The organism is Limnohabitans sp. Bal53 (assembly GCF_003063355.1).
Taxonomy (GTDB): Bacteria; Pseudomonadota; Gammaproteobacteria; order Burkholderiales; family Burkholderiaceae_C; genus Limnohabitans_A.
This window is the reverse complement of the sequence record NZ_NESH01000019.1, coordinates 1-2,543: the sequence shown is the minus strand read 5'-3', so window position 1 is coordinate 2,543 and position 2,543 is coordinate 1. Positions and strand designations below refer to the sequence as shown.

Below are 2,543 nucleotides of genomic sequence, written 5' to 3'. Positions count from 1 at the left end.
GTGTTGCCGCCGACCGAAAACTGACCATCTAAACCTAGGAGTGCCGACTCAAAATTGACCAGGGTGTTCAACTGACCTGCTGAAATATTCAGCAGGAGAGATAGAAGGTGATCACCATGGAAATGATAGGCAAGGTCAGGCGCATGAAGTTGCGCGAGCAACTCTCCAACAGCGAGATTGCCAAGCGCACGGGGCTGTCGCGCAACACGGTCAAAAAATGGCTCAAAGCCCCTGGCGACCAGGCTCCCAAATACAAGAGGCAAAGCGGATTCACCAAGCTCAGCGCGTTTGAGGCGACGTTGGTGCAGGCGCTCAAGGCCGACTCCCATCGACCCAAACATGCCCGGCGCAGTGCGCGGGCGTTGTTGGCGCAGTTGCAGGCGCAGGGCTATCGGGGCGGCTACAGCCGATTGACGGATTTCATTCGGGCTTGGCGCGAGCAAGAGGGCAAGGCGGCATCCAAGGCTTATGTGCCTTTGAGTTTCGAGCTGGGCGAGGCGTTTCAGTTTGACTGGAGCGAAGAAGGGCTGCTCATTGGCGGGGTTTACCACCACATGCAGGTCTCACATCTCAAGCTGTGCGCCAGCCGGGCGTTCTGGGTGGTGGCTTACCCCAGCCAGGGACACGAGATGTTGTTTGACGCGCACACACGCAGTTTTGCGGCGCTGGGCGGTGTGGCGCGCCGGGGCATTTACGACAACATGAAGACGGCGGTGGACAAGGTCAAGAAAGGCAAAGGTCGCATCGTCAATGCCCGCTTCAATGCGCTGTGCAGCCACTACCTGTTTGAGCCGGACTTTTGCAACGTGGCCTCGGGCTGGGAGAAAGGGGTGGTGGAGAAGAACGTGCAGGACAGCCGCAGGCGTATCTGGATAGAGGCTAGCACCAAGCGTTTTGGCTCGTTTGTGGAGCTCAATGCCTGGTTGGCTGAGCGCTGCCGCTCGATCTGGGCCGAAACAGCGCACCCTGAGCACAAGCAGTTCACGCTGGCCGAGATGCTGGATTTGGAGCGTGAGCACTTGATGAGCATGCCCGAGCCGTTTGATGGGTATGTGGAGAATCCGGCCCGGGTGAGCAGCACCTGTTTGGTCAATGTGGCGCGCAACAAGTATTCGGTGCCGTGCGAGTGGGCTGGGCAGATGGTGAGTACAAGGCTGTATCCGGGCCGAGTCGATGTGGTGGCTTAAGACGCCATCGTGGCCAGCCACACAAGGCTGACCAATCGGGCGCAAATCAGCTACGACTGGCAGCATTACATCGATTTGGTGCAGCGCAAGCCTGGGGCGCTGAGGAACGGCACGCCGTTTATGGACTTGCCACCTGCGTTGCTGAGATTGCGGCAGTCTTTGTTGCGCCATGCGGGAGGTGACCGGGTGATGGCCCAGGTGCTGGCCGTGGTGCCGCAATCGGGGCTGGATGCTGTATTGGTTGCGGTGGAGGTTTTGCTGGAAGGTGCCACCCCCAACGGTGGCATCAGCGTGGAGCATGTGCGCAACGTGTTGGCGCGCTTGGGCAGTCCACCGATGCCGCAGCAAGCCGAAACATCGCTGCAGCTCAGTCAGGTGCCACTGGCCAACACGGCGCGCTACGACGGTCTGCGCTCTGGTGTGGAGGTGATCTATGACTGAGTACAAGCCAACACAGCGGGACATCCAGGCCGAACTCAAAGGGCTCAGACTGAGCGGCATGGCCATGGCATGGGCGGATTTGGTGGAACAAGGCGGCAATGCCGAGCTGGGGGCATCGCGCTGGCTGATCGAGCACCTGCTTCAGGCCGAAGCAGTCAACCGCCACATGCGATCGATTGCGCATCAAACCAAGGCAGCCCGGTTCCCGGTGCACCGGGATTTGGCGGGGTTCAACTTTGAGGCCTCGCAAGTGGAGCGGGCATTGGTGCACAAACTGGCCGATCTGTCGTTCACGCAGGATGCGCAAAACGTGGTGCTCATTGGGGGGCCGGGAACGGGCAAGACGCACTTGGCCACGGCGCTGGGCATCTCGGGGCTGACGCAACACGGCAAAAAGGTCCGGTTCTACTCGACGGTGGATCTGGTCAACGCGCTGGAGCAAGAGAAGGCGCAAGGCAAGGCGGGTCGGCTTGCGCTGAGTTTGTCGCGCATGGATTTGGTGGTGCTCGATGAGTTGGGGTATTTGCCGTTCAGCCAAGCAGGAGGGGCCTTGCTGTTTCACTTGCTGTCCAAGCTGTATGAACGGGTCAGTGTGCTGATCACAACGAACCTGACGTTTGCCGAATGGTCGAGCGTGTTTGGGGATGCCAAGATGACAACGGCGCTATTGGACCGGTTGACGCACCACTGCCACATTGTGGAAACGGGCAATGAGTCCTACCGATTCAGGCACAGCTCCAATGAGGCGAGGGGCCGAATCAAAGCGAGGGAGCAGGCAAGAAAAACGCAGAGAAAGGAGCTGCAGGACGACAATTGAACGTATAGTTATCCACAGCCAGCGGACATCAAAGCTGGCTCAAGCCCCTGGTCAAAATTCAATCGGCACAGGTGGTCAATATTGGATCGGCGGCAACA

Annotated in this window: 1 protein-coding gene and 1 pseudogene; both read left to right on the top strand. The window is 59.2% G+C overall.

Annotated elements, in window-relative coordinates; genetic code table 11:
- Window positions 1–116: 116 nt before the first annotated feature.
- Window positions 117–1,628 (top strand): annotated as a pseudogene (gene istA, locus B9Z50_RS17305) (IS21 family transposase).
- A complete protein-coding gene (gene istB, locus B9Z50_RS17300; protein ID WP_108365992.1) occupies window positions 1,621–2,445 on the top strand; it encodes an IS21-like element helper ATPase IstB in 825 nt (274 codons plus the stop codon). Before istA ends, istB begins: the two are co-directional and overlap by 8 nt.
- The last annotated feature ends 98 nt before the right edge of the window (window positions 2,446–2,543 follow it).